This is a genomic window from Arsenicibacter rosenii, from assembly GCF_001870735.1.
In the GTDB taxonomy this organism is placed as follows: domain Bacteria; phylum Bacteroidota; class Bacteroidia; order Cytophagales; family Spirosomataceae; genus Arsenicibacter; species Arsenicibacter rosenii.
In genome coordinates, this window is sequence record NZ_MORL01000004.1 from 400,583 (window position 1) to 416,501 (window position 15,919).

16 protein-coding genes are annotated in these 15,919 nt (G+C 52.2%); 6 read left to right on the top strand and 10 right to left on the bottom strand.

Features of this window, described 5'->3' with window-relative positions; translation table 11 throughout:
- Positions 1–3: 3 nt before the first annotated feature.
- Positions 4–1,488, top strand: coding sequence for a RagB/SusD family nutrient uptake outer membrane protein (locus BLX24_RS10630; RefSeq protein WP_083421905.1), 1,485 nt, complete (start codon positions 4–6; stop codon positions 1,486–1,488).
- A 4-nt stretch (positions 1,489–1,492) separates the two neighbouring features.
- Here BLX24_RS10630 and BLX24_RS10635 read toward each other — a convergent pair whose 3' ends face one another.
- Complete coding sequence (locus tag BLX24_RS10635; RefSeq protein WP_071503096.1) at positions 1,493–2,200, bottom strand: hypothetical protein; 708 nt, start codon at positions 2,198–2,200, stop codon at positions 1,493–1,495.
- Between the two features lie 8 nt (positions 2,201–2,208).
- Between BLX24_RS10635 and BLX24_RS10640 the strand changes: the two genes are divergently transcribed.
- The 5 genes from BLX24_RS10640 (at position 2,209) to BLX24_RS10660 (ending at position 8,460) form a co-directional block, all read left to right on the top strand.
- Positions 2,209–5,118, top strand: a complete 2,910-nt coding sequence (locus BLX24_RS10640) for a glycosyl hydrolase (RefSeq protein ID WP_229201758.1) — start codon at positions 2,209–2,211, stop codon at positions 5,116–5,118.
- A gap of 127 nt (positions 5,119–5,245) precedes the next feature.
- Positions 5,246–5,845, top strand: coding sequence for a Crp/Fnr family transcriptional regulator (locus tag BLX24_RS10645; RefSeq protein WP_071503098.1), 600 nt, complete (start codon positions 5,246–5,248; stop codon positions 5,843–5,845).
- Positions 5,846–5,968: 123 nt separating this feature from the next.
- On the top strand, positions 5,969–6,937 hold the full coding sequence (locus BLX24_RS10650) for a zinc-binding alcohol dehydrogenase family protein (RefSeq protein ID WP_071503099.1): 969 nt from the start codon (positions 5,969–5,971) through the stop codon (positions 6,935–6,937).
- Positions 6,938–6,974: 37 nt separating this feature from the next.
- Positions 6,975–7,646 carry a hypothetical protein gene (locus tag BLX24_RS10655; protein WP_071503100.1) on the top strand — a complete coding sequence of 224 codons (672 nt, stop codon included), beginning with the start codon at positions 6,975–6,977 and terminating at the stop codon, positions 7,644–7,646.
- Positions 7,647–7,752: 106 nt separating this feature from the next.
- Positions 7,753–8,460 (top strand): HAD family hydrolase, encoded by a 708-nt coding sequence (locus tag BLX24_RS10660; RefSeq protein WP_071503101.1) that lies wholly within the window; start codon positions 7,753–7,755, stop codon positions 8,458–8,460.
- On the opposite strand, the gene BLX24_RS10665 is transcribed toward BLX24_RS10660, so the two are convergent.
- From BLX24_RS10665 to BLX24_RS10705, 9 genes are all read right to left on the bottom strand, one after another.
- A complete protein-coding gene (locus tag BLX24_RS10665) occupies positions 8,447–9,973 on the bottom strand; it encodes a tetratricopeptide repeat protein (protein WP_071503102.1) in 1,527 nt (508 codons plus the stop codon). The genes BLX24_RS10660 and BLX24_RS10665 overlap by 14 nt on opposite strands.
- Positions 9,974–9,987: 14 nt before the next feature.
- On the bottom strand, positions 9,988–10,290 hold the full coding sequence (locus BLX24_RS10670; protein ID WP_071503103.1) for a hypothetical protein: 303 nt from the start codon (positions 10,288–10,290) through the stop codon (positions 9,988–9,990).
- Entirely contained in the window at positions 10,281–10,751 is a 471-nt protein-coding gene (locus BLX24_RS10675; protein WP_071503104.1) for a hydrogenase maturation protease, read from the bottom strand. Before BLX24_RS10675 ends, BLX24_RS10670 begins: the two co-directional genes overlap by 10 nt.
- A 61-nt stretch (positions 10,752–10,812) precedes the next feature.
- Positions 10,813–12,408 (bottom strand): nickel-dependent hydrogenase large subunit, encoded by a 1,596-nt coding sequence (locus tag BLX24_RS10680; RefSeq protein WP_071503105.1) that lies wholly within the window; start codon positions 12,406–12,408, stop codon positions 10,813–10,815.
- Positions 12,409–12,433: 25 nt separating this feature from the next.
- The gene (locus tag BLX24_RS10685; RefSeq protein WP_071503106.1) at positions 12,434–13,417 is read right to left on the bottom strand and encodes an NADH-quinone oxidoreductase subunit B family protein; all 984 of its coding nucleotides are present in this window, start codon (positions 13,415–13,417) and stop codon (positions 12,434–12,436) included.
- Between the two features lie 169 nt (positions 13,418–13,586).
- Positions 13,587–14,207 carry a TetR/AcrR family transcriptional regulator gene (locus BLX24_RS10690; protein WP_071503107.1) on the bottom strand — a complete coding sequence of 207 codons (621 nt, stop codon included), beginning with the start codon at positions 14,205–14,207 and terminating at the stop codon, positions 13,587–13,589.
- Between the two features lie 6 nt (positions 14,208–14,213).
- The gene (locus BLX24_RS10695) at positions 14,214–14,573 is read right to left on the bottom strand and encodes a hypothetical protein (protein ID WP_071503108.1); all 360 of its coding nucleotides are present in this window, start codon (positions 14,571–14,573) and stop codon (positions 14,214–14,216) included.
- Between the two features lie 73 nt (positions 14,574–14,646).
- On the bottom strand, positions 14,647–15,279 hold the full coding sequence (locus BLX24_RS10700) for a TetR/AcrR family transcriptional regulator (RefSeq protein ID WP_071503109.1): 633 nt from the start codon (positions 15,277–15,279) through the stop codon (positions 14,647–14,649).
- Positions 15,280–15,294: 15 nt separating this feature from the next.
- Positions 15,295–15,852 (bottom strand): bifunctional nuclease family protein, encoded by a 558-nt coding sequence (locus tag BLX24_RS10705; RefSeq protein WP_071503110.1) that lies wholly within the window; start codon positions 15,850–15,852, stop codon positions 15,295–15,297.
- Between the last annotated feature and the right edge of the window lie 67 nt (positions 15,853–15,919).

Below are 15,919 nucleotides of genomic sequence, written 5' to 3' on the forward strand. Positions count from 1 at the left end.
TTCATGAAACGATATACTTTAGTTGTTGCCGCCTTACTCTCCCTGATGGGTTGTAACAGCGATTTCCTGACCGTGAGTCCGCAAACGTATCAGAGTGCGGGTAATTTTTTCCAGACCAAAGACCAGTTTATTCAGGCGACCAACGGAGCCTATGCCCCGTTGCAGTTTCTGTATAGCGGGACAAACGCCGGCCCCGGCGGTTCGTTCTGGGCCCTGGCCGAAATGCGTTCCGACAATACATCGTACCAGTACAATACCGGTGACCGTTCTGGTTTCCCGCTGGAAGAGCTGGACGAATTCCGCGAAATCAACACCAACTCAACCGTAGCCGATTTCTTCAACCGGAGTTACAGTGGTATTGCCCGCTGCAACGTTATTCTGGGCCGGATCCAGAACGCGCAGATTGATGCCGCTACCAAAACCCAGGTCATTGGCGAGGCCAGTTTTCTGCGGGCGTTCTACTATTTTAATCTGATCCGGTTGTATGGCAACGTACCGGCGGTCTTCGATGAAGTCACCTCAACCGATGCAGCCTTTGCCATCGCGCAGCCTAAAGCACCAGGCGAGATTTATCCGACGATACTGAATGATGCGAAGACGGCGATCACCAACCTGCCGGACAGCTACACGGCAAACACCGACAAGGGACGGGCGACCAAAGGCAGCGCGCGGATGCTGCTGGCCGAGATATACATGACCCAGAAAAACTTTTCCGAAGCGGCCAAAGAACTACAGGTTATTGTGCAGTCGGGCAAGTATCAGCTGAATGCCAGTTATGCCGATAACTTCAATATTGCGAAAGAAAACGGACCGGAGTCACTCTTCGAAATTCAGTATATCGAAGGATCCAACGCCGAGTTCAGCAACTTTATTTACACGTTTGCACCGTGGAATTCAGGATCTAAGGTAGCGGCCCTGGGTGTGGCCAGCGGTGCGGCTGCGGGCTGGAACATGCCGACGCAGGATATGCTCGATGCCTACGAAGCTAACGACCAGCGCAAAGCGGCCTCCATCGGCCTTGACTTCACCGACCCAGCCACCAACAAGGTCGTACCTTACGTCAGGAAATACCAGAGTGTACATTCGATCCGGTATCAGACGGGCAGCAACTTTCCGGTATACCGGTATGCTGACGTCCTGCTTTCGCTGGCGGAGTGCCTGAATGAAATCGGTTATTCGGCCGGTGGCGAGGCATTTACTTACCTGAATCAGGTACGCCGCCGCGCTGGTCTGACCGATAAAACAGCGGGCCAGGTGGCCAGTCAGGAGGCTTTCCGGCAGGCCGTAGCCAAAGAGCGTCAGGTTGAGCTGGCCTTTGAAAACCACCGCTGGTTCGACCTGCTCCGAACCGGAAAAGCGGTAGAAGTGATGACCGCCCATGCTGCCCGTGAAAAGGCGGCCAAGTCATACGTAATCAACACCGCCTACCAGACCATCAGCCTCACGCTGCCTTACCCGCTCCGCGAAATGCAGCTCATTCCGAAATGATTTCTCAGCGATGATATAGCGACAGAATGATTGGCATGATTACCTTTAGGGGTGTCGTGTCAATCATTTTTCTGTTTAATCCCGAAATCCTGTCAATCATAATCATCACAGCGACCAATCGAATCATAGTAATCCTGTCAATCATAGTCATCACAGGAATCATAGCAATCCTGTCAATCATAGTCATCACAGGAATCATAGCAATCCTGTCAATCATAGTCATCACAGGAATCATAGCAATCCTGTCAATCATAGTCATCACAGGAATCATAGCAATCCTGTCAATCATAGTCATCACAGGAATCATAGCAATCCTGTCAATCATAGTCATCACAGGAATCATAGCAATCCTGTCAATCATAGTCATCACAGGAATCATAGCAATCCTGTCAATCATAGTCATCACAGGAATCATAGCAATCCTGTCAATCATAGTCATCACAGGAATCATAGCAATCCTGTCAATCATAGTCATCACAGGAATCATAGCAATCCTGTCAATCATAGTCATCACAGGAATCATAGCAATCCTGTCAATCATAGTCATCACAGGAATCATAGCAATCCTGTCAATCATAGTCATCACAGGAATCATAGCAATCCTGTCAATCATAGTCATCACAGGAATCATAGCAATCCTGTCAATCATAGTCATCACAGGAATCATAGCAATCCTGTCAATCATAGTCATCACAGGAATCATACGAATCATAGTCCCTTATGCGCCTTCTCCCGCTCATCGTTTTCTCTCTTTTCGCGTTTACAGGCCCCGTCCCGCTCAACCGGCCAGCTGACACTGCCACTATGGTGACTGCCCCGATGGCCGCCCCGGCTGGTTTGTCTGAGCAACAGTTTCTGCGCCCATCGTCCCAGTACGGCATCCGGTGCTGGTGGTGGTGGCTCAATGGCAACGTCACCAAAGAGGTTATCACCCGCGACCTGGAAGCGATGAAAGCCAAGGGCTTCAGCGGAGCCTGTATTTTTGATGCGGGTGGTGCCGAACAACGCGGGAACGCCCAGGTACCGGAAGGGCCGTTGTTTGGTAGTCCCGCCTGGCGCGACCTGTACCTGCATGCCGTTAAAGAAGCTAACCGGCTGGGATTGGTGCTGAGCATGAGTATCCAGAGCGGATGGAACCTCGGCGGGCCGGACATCACGCCCGAAGAGGCGGCCAAGCAGGTGACGTGGTCGGAGGTGACCGTGAAAGGGCCAATGACTTACCGCGAGACCCTGCCACAACCCAAACTGCACAAAGATCCGTTTTACCGCGACATTGCCGTTCTGGCCTTTCCGGCTAAACCCACCAAACCAACCGCTATCAAAGACCTGACCGCCAAGTCGGGAACTGTTGAACTGGGCGGTTCTGCCCCTGATACGCGGTTCCTGCTGAACGATATTCCGGCCACGGCGGGCGAAGAACATGCCACGCTGGGCCAGATGCAGAACCTGACCGCTAAAATGAATGCGCAGGGCATACTTGAATGGCAGGTACCGGCGGGCGAATGGACCATCATGCGCTTTGGCTATACCTCAACCGATGCCGAAGTCTCCACTTCCAGCGGCAAATGGCAGGGCCGCGTCATGGACCACATGAGTCGAAAGGTATTTAACCGCTACTGGAACACCCACGTTGATCCGCTGCTGAAACTGATCGGGCCAATGGCCGGCAAAACGCTTCGTTACCTCCAGACCGATAGCTGGGAAGCAGGCGGCTGCAACTGGACCGACGAGTTTGCGCAGGAGTTTCAGAAACGGCGGGGATACGATATCATCCCCTACCTGCCCGTCATTGCCGGTAAGATCATTGAAAACCGCGACGCCAGCAACCGCTTCCTGGCCGACCTTCGCAAAACCATCAGCGACTGCATCGCCGACAACCATTACCGCCTGTTCGGCGAACGCGCCCGTCAATACGGCATTGGCCTGCAACCCGAATCAGCAGGGCCACACGCCGGTCCGATCGACGGGATCAAAAATTACGGTTTCAGCGAAATCATGATGAGTGAATTCTGGTCACCGTCGCCACACCGCCCGACACCGGTCAACCGCTTTTTCGTGAAACAGGCCGCCAGCGCGGCCCATATTTACAATAAGCCGCTGGTCGGTGCGGAGTCGTTTACGACCATCGGTCCGCATTGGAACGATGTGATCTGGTCGGCCATGAAGTCGAGCGCGGATCATGAATTCTGCGCCGGTCTGAACCTGGTCTACCTCCATACCTTCACCTGCTCGCCGAAAGAGATGGGACTGCCGGGGCAGGAATATTTCGCCGGTACTCACTTTAACCCGAACGTTACGTGGTGGGAGTTATCGAACGGCTTCATCGACTACCTCGCCCGTTGTCAGTACATGCTGCAGCAGGGGCAGTCGGTGTCGGACGTGCTCTACTATTATGGCGACCACGTACCGAACATTGCCCGCCAGAAAGCGGATGATCCCGCCAAGGCGCTGCCTGAGTTTGATTACGACGTTACCAATGAAGACCGCTTACTGGCACTTACGGTGAAAAACGGCCGGATTGTGCTGCCGCACGGACTCTCATACCGTGTCCTGGTATTGCCCGATCATCATGTGCTGTCGCTGGCCGCCCTCGAAAAAGTACAGGCGCTGGTCAACGCCGGTGCGACCGTTATCGGCCCGAAAACTGAACGGATTGTGAGTCAGAGCCATTATCCGGCTTCGGAAGCGAAACGCAAAGCCATTGCCGACGCGCTTTGGGGCGAATCGCCCGCGGCTGCCGGGCAACGCAAGGTCGGGACGGGCCGGATTGTATGGGGCAAAACCGCCCGCGAAGTGCTGCTGGCCGACGGCGTTAAACCTGATGTTTTATTCACGGAAGCGGGAACGAATCAGGTGTTTGATTTCATGCACAAAACACTGGCGACCGAAGACTACTACTTTGTGAGCAGCCAGAATAAAGAAGCCGCCACGGTGACTGCCACCTTCCGGATGGCCGGTAAACTGCCGGAGCTCTGGAATCCGGTCACGGGCGAAATCAAACCGGCTAAAGCGTATACACAAGCCAACGGGCAGACCTCGGTAAAGCTGGAATTTGATCCGTATGGGTCCGTTTTTGTGGTGTTCCGCAAGCCGGTTCCGGCCACACAGCAAGGTACTGCCCCGACCAACTACCTCCGCTACAGCCCTGTGGCGACGCTTTCGGGCAGCTGGCAGGTGCAGTTTGATCCGAAATGGATCAGCACCGGTCCTTCGGCGGTGACGTTCGACAAACTGGACAGCTGGACCGCCCGGCCGGAAGAAGGCATTAAGTTTTACTCGGGTAAAGCCGTTTACCGCAAAACCTTTGACGCCCCGAACCTGCCGGCCGGTAACCTGTTTCTGGATCTGGGCGAGGTGCTGGATGTCGGAGTTGCCCGCGTCCGCCTGAACGGCAAGGACTTAGGCATTGTCTGGGCACCACCGTTTCGGGTTCCAATCAGTGGTTTGGTCAGGCCAACGGGTAATCAGCTTGAGGTAGAGGTCATTAATACATGGCGCAACCGGCTCGTGGGCGACCGGGGCAAGCCGCAATCCGAACGCCTGACCCAAACCAACGTCACCATCCGCAAGGAATGGGAGCTGCTGCCTTCCGGTCTGATCGGGCCGGTGCAGGTGATGGCAGGGAAATAAGGCTTTTGTAGTGGTGGCACGAAAAGGCAGCCCTGTCAGTGGGGCGATCCGCCGCTCGTGCCACCACAGTTTTCTGTACATTTGCCTGTTTTCCGGTTAATACGAATGCTCATACCGGCTTATCAACGTGAACCTGCAACCGCTGACCGACCATTTTGAAAGTTACCTTCCGCTGACAGACAGTGAGAAACAACTGCTGAACGGACGCGTCAGCGAGCGGCACATCCGGCGCCGGCAAAGCATTTTACAGGAAGGGTTTCCGTGTAAACAATACACGTTTGTGGTTAAGGGTTGTTTCCGGATGTTTGCCGTTGATACCAAAGGGGTGGAACACAATATCCTGTTTGCGGCAGAGAATGAACGGCCGGAGGGACGGTGGATTGCCGATATCGGCAGCTTTCACGCCGGAACGCCCAGCGGTTTTTTCATCGAAGCCATTGAGCCATCCGTTATTTTACAGATTGAACAGCAGGATTTATATTTTCTCTATCTGAACATTCCCAAACTCGACCGGATTTTCAAGGTTATTGTCGAAAACAAATTTGTTGAACTGCAAAACCGGATACTGCAAACCATTAGTTCAACCGCTCAGGAGCGTTACCTCTCCTTTCTGAAACAGTATCCTGCTTTAGCCCGGCGCTTACCCAACGTTCAGATTGCTTCCTATCTGGGCATTACCCCCGAATTCCTGAGTAAAATCCGGAAAGAACTGGCCGCAGCATCTTAAACCAGGTTAAGGTTATTTCTTAAGATAGTTTATTGGCCGATCGCTGCCGTCCTGCCAATTTTGCAGCGTTTGCAAAACGATCCGACAATACGTTTTTTTTGAAACCTTAATCAACGATCACACATGAAAGCTGCTGTTGTTTATCAGCCCGGTTCACCGGAAGCATTTGTCCTGGAAGACCGGCCGATTCCTGTCCCCGGAGCCGATCAGGTATTAGTCAACATAAAAGCCTTCGGATTAAACCGCTCCGAGTTAATGACCCGGAAAGGCTTATCGCCGATGGTCCGCTTCCCCCGGGTGTTGGGTATTGAGTGCGCCGGTGAAGTTGTTTATGATCCGTCCGGTACGTTCCCGAAAGGACAACAGGTACTGGCACTGATGGGCGGAATGGGCAGAGATTTTGACGGAAGTTATGCCGAATATACCCTGTTAGCCAAACACCTGCTGCACCCTGTCTCCAGCAATCTGCCATGGGAGGTGTTGGGTGCTTTACCGGAGATGTTTCAAACCGCTCATGGCTCGTTGACTATGACGCTGGCTATTCAGTCGGGGCAAACCCTGCTGATTCGCGGCGGCACTTCGTCGGTCGGGATGCTGGCGACGCAGCTTGCAGCGCAGGCCGGTCTTACCGTTATTGCGACAACACGCAATCCTGCCAAAGAAACGGCGTTACGGGAAAACGGGGCAACGCATGTGCTGATTGATGACGGGGCGCTAAAGGCACCGGTAACCCAATTGGTGCCGGATGGCGTGGACAAGGTACTGGAACTGATTGGCACCAAAACACTCAGAGATTCGCTGACATGCCTGAGACCAGGGGGCGTTTGCTGCATGAGCGGTATGCTGTCCGAAACCTGGTCAGTGCCTGATTTTGCACCCATGGAGTTTATTCCGCCAATGACCTACCTCTCCGTATACGACAGCGGTCAGCTCCGTAGTACGACAGAAGCCTTTCAGCAGTTTATCAATCAGGTAGAAGCCGGGACGGTAAAGTTGCCAATCAGCAAGGTATTTACACTAGATCAGCTTGTTGACGCACACCTTTTTATGGAAAACAACCTCGCCGCCGGAAAACTGGTTGTTCTGACGTAATACCTTATCTTTCTGACGCTTGATATACAATAAACGCATGAAGTATAACTCTTTATTCCGGATTGCCGGCCTGTTATTCTTTTCACCAACCCTGTTTGCGCAGAAAATCCGTCTGGAAACAACCAACCTGATACCTAATCAGGCAACGTTTTCATTCGTAGCGTTATCCGGCAAAAAAGCACTGAGAGTGGTGAAAGATTCAACAGTAGAGAAAGTTGACGAACCAACGTTTATCCGTATCAAGGGTATTACCTTCACCAACGGCACCATTGAGGTAAAAGTCTTAAGCCGGTTACTGAAAACAGCTCCGTCGCTGGCACGTGGATTTATCGGGGTTGCCTTCCGGATCAATGACGACAATACCCGTTACGAAAGTATCTACCTCCGCCCGACCAATGCCCGCGCTGATGATCAGGTTAGGCGAAACCATAGCATTCAGTATTATTCATACCCTGATTATAAGTTCGATCGTTTGCGAAAAGAGGCTCCCGAGCGCTACGAATCCTATACTGACATGACCCTTAATGCGTGGATTACCATAAAAATTGTTGTTAAAGGGCAGCAGGCACGGCTCTTTGTAAATGATAGCCAACAACCCTCGTTACTTGTTAATGACCTCAAGCTGGGCAGTGATGTATCAGGCGGGATTGCCCTTTGGGTCGATGTCGGTACAGAGGGCTATTTTTCAGACCTGACGATTAAAGAGTAATGCCGCTCAGCAATAACTTTGTGCCACGGCAATCCGATTAAACTAGTGTTACCTCACATCGTACAAACACTAGTTAATCCTTTATTTTTGCAGCCTGCCATACACTATGCATTTTTCAGACATCCGGGTTATCGCGTTTGATGCCGATGACACGCTTTGGGTCAATGAACCCTATTTCCGCGAAGCCGAAGATCAGTTTTGCGGCCTGCTCGAAGACTTCCTCCCCCATCACGCCATTTCGCAGGAACTGTATAAGGTGCAGCTTCAGAATCTTTCGCTGTATGGCTACGGGATCAAAACCTTTGTCCTGTGTGCTATCGAAACGATCTGGCAGGTGACCGACGGCAAAGCCAATCCTGTTCTATACAGCAAGGCACTGGAAATCGGCAAGGAGATGATGGCCAAACCCGTCGTTCTGCTTGATCATGTGCAGCGCGTTCTGGAGGCATTTAAAGATGACTACCGGCTTGTGGTCGCTACCAAAGGTGACCTGATCGATCAGGAACGGAAACTAAAAAAGTCAGGACTGGCGCATTACTTCCACCACATCGAGATCATGAGTGAGAAAAAAGCACCAGATTATCAGAAGCTCCTGCGCCACCTCGATTGCCGGCCGGAGCACTTTCTGATGATTGGCAATACGCTGAAATCTGACGTGCTGCCGGTGCTGGAAATCGGCGGCAGAGCCATTCATATTCCCTACCATACGACCTGGGTTCACGAAACGGTGGACCACCTTGTCGAGCACGAAAACATGCTGTCGCTGGAATCGCTGCACGACCTGCTGTCGACCGGTCTGGTTAAAGGGCGTTGATTGTCTGCCAGTCGTTTTTGAGCTGCGCGAGCATCGCCAGCTGTTTATCGGCTTCGGCAATGAGTTTGGGATCATCAACCAGATCAGGCACTTCCTGCGCCAGCCGGGTCATTTTCGCAAATAATGCCTGCTGCTGATCTGCTTCGGGCACCGACACAAACCAGGCGGCTTCAAGGAAATTCAGAATTGTCAATACCCGTTCATACGGGTACTCGTCTGCTGTCCGGATGTCGAGCGCTTCTTCGTAGTACGACAACGCACGGGTGTAATTATCCGACAGTTTTGCTTCCGGGAAGTTGGTCAGCGCGTTGGCAAAACTGTTGCAGATACGGGCGTATTCATACGGATGCGTCTCCCGGGTGAAAAACGTCAGCGCCTCCCGGAACGAGCTCATAGACACGGCCGCCCAAACACTTTTCTTTTTTACCTCATCGGGTATTTCACTGAAAATTACGCCGAGGTGATGGTGGATTTCCGCAAATACGTCCGGCGCATTTTCTTTTGAAAACACCCTTAAGGCCTGTTGGTAAGCCTCCATGGCCGCGCGGTAAAACTGCGGATTCCCGTTCTGTGCCCATGTATACAACAGTGTTCCTTTCCGGTACTGTGCATTGGCCACCAGCTCCGGAATGGCCTCCTCTTCGAGCAGTTGAATAGCGCGGTTCACATAGCCGAGTGCTTCAGAAAAGCTATCAGCGTAGTTGGCAATCTGAGCCGCATCGATCAGTAACAAGGCCGCCTGTACGGACTGCTGATTGCGTTCGTAGTATTGCAGCACGTCCCACAACGTTTCTTTAATCTGGCTGAGCAGGGCCGGATCATAGGGGGCCGTGAGCTGTTTCATCCAGACGCCGTACTGTACATTTTTCAGTTCATACAGGGCATCCTCAGAAACCGCAAACCGGATACAGTCGGCCAGCAGCACTCCGGCTTCGGCCAGTTCGTCGGCATCCAGCAGCAGCGTTGCCCAGTGCTTCCCCGTAAATGCCCGCCATTCGTCATTGGGTGCCAGATCAAACGCCCGCTCGTAATACCGGCGGATAACGCTGTAATGCACAAAACGGGTCAGCTCGCCGTAATGGCCCAGCACGGCTGCATTGTGCCAGAAGCGATATTCTTCAAACGGCGAATCAAACGCCTCCGGCTCCTGCGGAAACCCGACGGCAACCCCGTGCTGTATACAGTTCAGCAGGTCAATATCGCGCAGTAAGGCAGGGTTGCCCGCTGCCTTCTCATACGCGCTTTCGTAATTATTCAGTTTGGTGTAGACGACCGCCAGCAGATTGTCGGGGGTCAGTACCAGGGGATAAGCAAGTAAATACGGAGGGGCTTCGTTTCGCCAGTCAATGGGAAGCCGGATTTCATGTTCCTTAACAATCAGATGCCGGGCCGCCTGCTGCTCACCCACCTGCAACAAATCGTTGATAAAAACGACCTCATTCAGCCGGTATTCGGCATCGATAAGCTGTTGAACGGGCAGTTTTTCTGCCTGCGGCACAAAAATGGTAAGCATCGTTTGGTTAAGGGTTATAAGCTGATGGCAATAATACCGGTTTCTTTAACCGAATAGGGCAATGCCCGGTCGGCGGCATCCAGATCGTGATCAATCAGCAGCTCCCGGACATACAGGGCCTTGTCACCCGCCAGGTTTTTATCTTTCAGCATCATCCATACCGGCTGGTGCAGCTTCTCAAAAAAAGCCTTCGATTTGGCGGCCACCAGCAACTGGCTACGCTCCGGATAATAAACCATGTTGATCTGGGGTTCGCCCTGCAAGACGTCCTGAAACAAGGCCGCCGGAATAATCAGGTGTCCGTTCTTTAATTCCATAACGCTTCCCGGATATACCCGACGACACGGTCACCGGCCTCCTTTACCGGCCCGGAAAGCTCAATGTCCAGCCGTGTGTTTTCGACCGCAATCAGGTAAACAGTAATATCTTCGGGATACGTCTCACGCAGGATTTTGCGGGCATAACTCAGGGCCTGATCCCATTTCAGGCTGTGCAGAAACACCATCGGGTCATCAATAATGGCAGCTTCTACCTCAGCAGCAGGCACTTTATACAGGGTTCCGACGGGTTCGCCGGTATTGAGCACCGCATCGACAATGATGATCCGTTCGTGGCCCTGCAACTTAAACAGCACCTCAAAAGCGGCCGTCCCCATATCGAATAAACTAACCGACCCGGAAGCGACATTCTCGTTTTGCAGCTGATCAATCACATAGCACCCGACGGCATCATCCGACCGGACCGGATTCCCAAACCCCATGATGGCGGTACGTTTCATTTTTTAATGAATGAACGAGTGAAAGAGTGATATAAAGTCGCTCTTTCACTCATTCGCTCGTTTACAATTTAAATTTCGCCAGTTCTTTGCCGGATTTCTGGTCGTGTGCATGAACGGTGCAGACGAGGCACGAATCGAAGGAGCGGGCAACCATGCCGACCTCGACCGGATCGTGCGGATCCTCGATTTCGGTACCTTCCAGCGCTGCTTCGATCGGCCCGGGGTTGCCTTGTTCATCATTCGGACCAACGTTCCAGGTTGTGGGTGCCATCACCTGATAGTTTTTGATTACCCCGTTTTCGATCTCAATCCAGTGTGCCAGTGAACCACGGGCGGCTTCGGTCGCTCCGAACCCTTTGCCGTCGCGTTCTTCCGGCTTGATGTAGAAATCGCCGTTCAGGTCAATTTCGCGCAGCCACTGGTCGATTTGCAGGTATAGGCGTGCCGCTTCGTGTACCCGTGCCAGTGCCCGCGTAAACACGTTCGGACCCATCTTGGCGTACACATCACCAAAAAGCGGATCGTATACCTGATGCGGTTCGAGGTTGTCGGGGTTTGCATTCATCAATACCCGTGCCAGCGGACCGGCTTCGGCGGCATAGTTCATGTAGCGGGGTGCTTTCGACCACGAATACTTGCCGGAGAAATCGGTATGCTCCAGATTTTGCGAGGCAACCGGCGTCGGCAGCGGCTCATCCCACGGGTGGGCGGCCGGTACGTTTTCAAACCACGTATGGGCCACATGCTCTTTGATTTGCAGATGATCAAAGACATGGTAGTTTTTACCGTCGTAGAAACCCGACCGGCTGATGAGCGCCTTGTTGCGGCCTTCTACTGTCGGATGCTGGTAATGATCTTTGTGCAGATAAGTCCCGTAGGCCACAAATTTGCCTACCCCCTGTCCGAATTTGTGCAGCCCGAATTCCATACCGGCACGGATAAACAGGCCTAAATCGGAATTGCGCTGCGATTCATTTTCGTCTACCCAGGCCATCAGGTCGTCCCACGTCTGAATCTGCATGTAGCGCTCAATTGAACAGCCAAGCCACATCGACTCCAGCCATTCCTTACGAAACTCGTTCATGATAGCGTGTGCGCGCGTAATGTCCTTGAGCGTGGGAGCACACATAACGCCACCCGGCACCATGTAGGACGAATGCGGCCACTGCCCGCCAAAGATGGCGTACACCTCAACCGGCCGGCCGGAGGTCACAATCGCCTTCTGAAACGATGTACCGACGTAGGCCGCAAACCGGCGTACAACCTCATCATACAGCGGTTTATTGGCAAATTTCTTATTGGCTAAATCGGTCGCGAAGATGGCATAAAACCAGCGCGGAATAGACTGGATGGTTTCCGTTGCCTGACCGATGGCGCGCAGCAGCAGGGCGTTTGGCGGCAATGTCGTTTTCCAGGCGGTATCCAGGGCCGACGAAGCACAGTACAGGTGCGAACCGCCGCAAATCCCGCAGATACGCGGCGTTACGATCAGTCCCGACTGCGGGTCTTTGCCTTCCATAATTTTTTCGAAGCCACGGAACATCGCTGCCTGGGTGTGAGCCCGCGTTACGACGCCGTTCTCCATGTACACTTTTACGTCAAGGTCACCTTCGACCCGTCCGACCGGTGAAATATTGAGTTCTTTCCGGATTGCCATGTTTGTGTAAAGTGAGAGTTCGGAATTACTTAGAGCCTTGTGCGTGTGCTTTTTCGATACCCACGGCCACTTCGGCGTAGTGCATCGTTTTCTCAAAACCGGCGCGCATGTAATAGCCGATCTTCGAATTACCGGCCGGTACGTCTTTCGGCAGGAAGCCGAGGTATTTCAGCGTTTTGAAGACACTCCCTTTTTCGAGATCGTGATGCGGGAAGCCCGGTTCCGTACACCCCAGACACGGGTGGTTGGCCCGCGTTTTCGAGGATTGCCGGTTCCAGAGAATCCGGTTGCAGCTTGCCCGCGTCATTGGTCCGCGACAGCCAACCTCGAAGAAAAGACAGCCATTACCCCGCTTTCCGAAGCCTCCGTCGACCTTATTGGCAAAGTTGACCACGTTGGTGCAGCCGGTCTGTACAAAGTCAGTGAAGAACGTTTTCGGGCGGTGGAAATCATCCAGCAGCACGTCGCCGATACGGCCGGTAGCGATAGCCACCAGAATCTGCGAAATCCAGTCAGGGTGGGCCGGACAGCCGGGGATATTGATAACCGGCAACCCGCCTTTCGACACATAGTCAGCGCCCAGAAAGCCGCCTTTTTTCTCTTTGTGAAACTGTACACCCGTTGACTCCGACGGGTTTGGCTCCACGGCCGGTATACCACCCCATGTGGCACAATCGCCGATGGCCACCACGAAACCAACTACGTTCGACAGCTCCTGCACCCAGTCTTTCATGGGCCGGTCGCAGAAATAGTTCATGGTACCGGTGTTTTTCGGGCCTTTAATAATACTCCCCTCATACACCAGAATATCGCATTGTACTTTACCGGCCAGAATGTCCTGCAACAGGTGGGTAACCTGTTCGCCTATTTCCAGACCTAGCGAAGGGTGCCACAGAATGTTCACCCCGAAATCGGTTACTAAATCGACCACAGTGGGTTCTTCAGCATTCAGGAACGACATGGTATTGCCGCTGCATGCCCCACCCTGAAGCCAGAGTACGTTTGCCATGATGAGAGGAGTCTAGTTAAGAGTTGGTTTGAAATTGCACTTAAAGGAGCATTTTTATAACTCCGGAAAATTAGAAACTATTTTCTAATTTGGAAAATTTTTTCTAATTTTTTTCAAGTTTACGACACTCCCCGAAAAAGGACTATGATGGTAATCAGTAGGGGTAATTTTACCAGTAGAGTTGCGGAAGAATCGTTACGGAAAACTCTTGTTTTCCCTGAGGAGAGAAGAAGGGTTTGATCAGGTTCCAGACCCCTGACTTATAGCTGATTTCATCGACTGATCTGGCCATCATCTGCGCTTTGGGAATAAAGAAAATCAGCGCCATCCAGATTTGCTCGGCCAGGGTTTCGTACTGACCATTCTGTGATTCAGGGAGTAAATCTCCTTTAGCAACCAGAAACTGCAGGCGGCTTTTGAGCTGAATCATCATTTTGGTCATGTTTTCCTGCCACTGCTGGTGATATGGGGTTGTCAGACCGGCTGTTTTGAAAAACTCAGACAGGTAGAAGTGATTTTTGGCAAAGAAGCGGTAATACTGAGCAATCTGTGCATCGAAATCCGTTAAGGCAGGCTGGGCGAGGTACTGCCGGAAAATCGTATTGAAGTCCTCAAACAGCTGTTCATACACCGATTCCACAATGGCTTCTTTATTCTTGAAGTGATAAGCCAGATTGCCTACACTGATGCCCACCTCTTCAGCAATTTGCTGAAGCCGGACACTATCAATGCCGTTTTCGTTAAACAACCGTACCGAGGCTTCCAGAATCCGTTGCTTCGTGTTATACATGGCCGCTTAATTGTGCGATAAATTGAGTGACTGAATGGTAATCGACAGCGTACCCCGCTGATCTTTAGCGGCTAAACGGCGCATAAATTCTGCTTTCTGGGCAGCGCGTTTAGGACATGGATGGGATGTAATGTTGCGGCGGATAAATTTCAGCGGATTATGAATGTGGGCAAATACCAGATCAACGGCCCACTCGCCCTTATACCGGTGAATGTTTTCAATAACGGCGGTGTCAGCCAGCCAGAGATCATCATAATACAGCCGGAAATCGGTCATATTGCCTTTTCTTTCGACAAAATACTGGCTGTTTAGCCCCTGCATTAGGGCTGTATAAGCGGCTGCATCTATCTGAAATTTCGGCTTCATCACACGTCTCTGAACAGGGTTCCTGAACAAAGCTACAAAAAAGCCGGTATGAATGGAAAATATTTTCTAATACCTAGCCTAAGGAATCAAAGGGGAGCTGCCGCATATACTCGTACTCTTCTCTCCCCTCAGCAGAGAAACAGGGCGACAGAATGGCCCAGATTGCCTGTTTGAACACGCCTTCTTCCAGTTCTTTTACCGGTGTCCCCTGCATTACCTGGTAACTCATCCAGGTTTCGGTAATCAGCAGGTAGCGGTCAGCCAGTTGCCCGACGGTATCAGGGGTGACCGGCGGCTGAAGAGCCCCACGGCTGATGTTGAAGTCCAGAAACAGCTGAATCTGGAGCTTTTGCCAGCCGATGTGCTCACGGTGTTTGCGTTTGATGGCCGGATAGGCACGCATGATTTCCAGCGTATCGGTAAAGAAAAAGCTATACCGCTGCTGAATCAGCCATGTGTTCTGCAGATGGCGTTCCAGATTGACAAACAGAGGCATCACCCGCAGATCGGTCAGAAGTTGCTGCTGTTGTAAAACAATCTGTTCATAGATAAACTCAACCAGATCATCTTTGGTGCGGAAGTGATACGCCAGATTGCCAACACTGAGCTGTGCCTCATCAGCAATATGTTGCAGGCGCACACTAACGATGCCGAAACGGTTAAATAAAAACAGGGCCGACTCAACTATCTTCTCCTTCGTTGTCATACCGCAAAGGTACGGTTAGCGGCCGTTTTTCCGGCGTGCAATGGCCTCCCGAATCCGGACAGCGCTTTCGTAATCTTCCTTAGCAATGACTTTTGACAGTAACTCTTCGAGCTCTTCCAGCGTATACTCGGCATAGGAGCCTTTTTTTTCGCGGGTTTTATCATCGGGGTAGTAAGCGGATTGTTCGATGACTTCGCCGGTGGCAAACAGTGGGCAACCCATCCGGACAGCCAGCGCAATGGCGTCCGACGGGCGGGCATCTACTTCCAGCTCGCCCGTCGCCGTTTTCAGCCAGACGGATGCATAAAAGACAGATTGCTCAATCCGGTTCAGCACAACCCGGATAACGGTAGCCTGCAATTGCCGGATGATGGAAGCCATCAGGTCATGGGTCTGCGGACGAAACGGCTGCATTTTTTCCATAGCAATCGCAATGGCCTGGGCTTCGGTCAGGCCGATAATCAGCGGAATCCGGCGTTTGGTTACGGTTTCTTCCAGAATCAACGCATATTGACCGGCTTGTGACTGACTTTCTGATAAGGCAATAATCCAGAGTTCGTGGAGAGAGGACATTTGGTAAAGAGTGAAAGAGCGAAAGACTGAAAGAGCGGCCGGCCCGCCGTTGCGGTGAACGAGCTAC